Genomic DNA, 2,324 nt, shown 5'->3' with positions numbered 1-2,324 from the left:
GTTTCCATTTGCAATATAACGAATTTCTTCTATCATTTTTTTAATACAAGTTTCATAGTAAAGTTTTTTCTCGTGGCGATAAAAAATGTAAAGATAGGATGAAAAAATAGAAAATAAAAACAAATAAGATACAATCATCATCCATAACGATTCTTTAATCCCTTTATACTTTTCATAACCAAAAATTCGAATGAATTCTTTACCGAGTTCAGTTAGAGTAAGTGAACTCTCAATTACACTCGTAACGAGGCGATAAATAATTAATTCAGTAATAGGCGTGAGTGTGATAGCTAATAAGAGCCAAAAAATAAGTTTCCATTTAGGGATATCTTTTAATATATCAAATGCTTCATTTCTCAATTTTATAGCCAACTCCCCAAACAGTGTGAATAAATTTCTCTCCATTTATTACTGTTTCAAGTTTATCCCGTAAGTTGCTAATATGGACCATTACAGTCTTATTTGAACCGTAACCATCTTCATTCCAAACGCGTTCAAAAATTTCTTCTGAACTAAATACTCTTCCTGTATTACTTGCAAGCAAATATAAAATATCGAATTCAATAGAGGTTAGTTTAATATACTCTCCATTTACTTTAACAGTATGATTATGTTTGTGTATTTCAACAGAGCGAATACGAATAATACCATCTTCATTCTTTTGCGAAGTAGCGTTTTGGAAAGATGATCTTCGTAATAAAGCTTTCACTCTTGCTACTAATTCTAATGGATTGAATGGCTTGATCATATAATCATCGGCACCTGTCATAAGACCTAATATTTTATCCATATCTTCTGCTTTTGCACTAAGCATTAGAATTGGTACAGTATTATTTTCACGCACTTCCTGACAAACTTCTAATCCGTTTCGCTTTGGCATCATAATATCCAAAATCATAAGGTCAACTTCATATGTAGAAACCTTTTGCAATGCTTCATCGCCATCATAAGCTTTATAAATGTTATAGCCTTCATTTCGCAAATAAACAGCAAGTAATTCAACAATTTCTTTATCATCATCAATAATTAATATGTTTTTATTCATTGTGTAGTTCCTTTCCTTACAAATCATCAACATTACTATAATATCAAACATTTATGTACTTGTAGCGATGATTCTGTATAAAATTTCATGTAACGTATTAAAAAGGAGTAAAAAGATTAATAACGAATATAAAATAACAAGGATATTTAGATTCTACATTATAATGAAAGGTAGTTATAAGGGAATTTTCTATGTTATGTAATGATATATATTCATTTACTCAAACTGGAAAAATAGAAAATGATATTAAAGCTTTTCTACTAAAATATAATAAAGAGTTTACATATAAACATTCAATTCGTGTAGCAAATGAGGCAAAAAAGATTGCAGAAAAGTTTCACGTAGATAAAGAAAAAGCAGCACTTGCAGGATATTTACATGATATTAGTGGCATTTTTCCGAACGAGGAGCGGATTGCAGTTGCTGAAGAATTTGGGATAGAAATAGTGGAAGCAGAAAGAAAGTTTCCTATAATTATTCATCAAAAACTATCGAGAGTAATCGCAAAAGAAATATTTAAAGTAGAAGATGAAGAAATTTTAAATGCAATTTGTTGCCATACAACGTTGCGTAAACATGCAACGAAGATGGATTTAGTATTATTTGTTGCAGATAAAATAGAATGGGATCAAAACGGGACACCACCATATTTAATAGAAATAAAAAAAGGATTGGCAAAATTTTTGGAAAAAGCAGCTTTTGTATAAATTTCATATTTGTGGGAAAGGAAAGATACATTTAAAGTTATGCATCCGTGGCTAGAAGAAGCATACTGGGATTTAAAAGGAATTGTACAGTAGAAAGGACAAGGAAATGCAATTAAAAGAATATATGACTCAAACATTTCCAGGAGTTACATTAGTACCCTACTTATATTCTCAGTGGGGAAATCATTTACATTTTGATTTCGGAAAAGATAAATATCAAATTGTAGAAGGAACCGACGATTTAAATATGGAATACTTTTCTCAATTATATACATATAATAAATTCTTATTTGAAGATATATTTTCAAAAGAAGATGTAGTGTTTGTAGTGACAAATGTTTATAGATTTAAAAAGGAAAACATAAAAACTCCACAGAAAATAAATGTATACAATAAATATATTAAGAAAAGAGATTTAAGATTTCATATAAGACAAGAAACATTACCGTTTCTATTTGAAGATGAAGAAGCAGATTTATATTGTACATATCAATTTTCTTTAAAATGCCTTGCGGAAGATATTAAGTATAAATTGCTTATACAAGCTGCTAATCATGAGGATTTCTCTGCTC

Annotated in this window: 2 protein-coding genes and 2 pseudogenes; 2 read left to right on the top strand and 2 right to left on the bottom strand. The window is 29.2% G+C overall.

Annotated features, from left to right (window positions below; translation table 11 throughout):
* Positions 1-360, bottom strand: a pseudogene (locus tag GBN78_RS29475) (sensor histidine kinase); the annotation flags it as partial.
* Positions 350-1,045 carry a response regulator transcription factor gene (locus GBN78_RS29470; protein ID WP_001038807.1) on the bottom strand — a complete coding sequence of 232 codons (696 nt, stop codon included), beginning with the start codon at positions 1,043-1,045 and terminating at the stop codon, positions 350-352. The gene GBN78_RS29470 and the pseudogene GBN78_RS29475, both read right to left, overlap by 11 nt.
* Before the next feature lie 191 nt (positions 1,046-1,236).
* On the opposite strand from GBN78_RS29470, the pseudogene yqeK reads away from it, so the two are divergent.
* Positions 1,237-1,845: pseudogene (yqeK, locus tag GBN78_RS29465) on the top strand (bis(5'-nucleosyl)-tetraphosphatase (symmetrical) YqeK).
* 13 nt (positions 1,846-1,858) lie between these two features.
* The coding region (locus GBN78_RS29460) for a DUF3885 domain-containing protein (protein ID WP_152128021.1) at positions 1,859-2,324 on the top strand (466 nt) is incomplete at its 3' end.

It is taken from the genome of Bacillus sp. B2-WWTP-C-10-Post-4 (genome assembly GCF_009183805.1).
Classification (GTDB): domain Bacteria; phylum Bacillota; class Bacilli; order Bacillales; family Bacillaceae_G; genus Bacillus_A; species Bacillus_A cereus.
The sequence above is the reverse complement of the archived record's forward strand: the minus strand, read 5'-3'. Positions and strand labels throughout refer to the sequence as shown.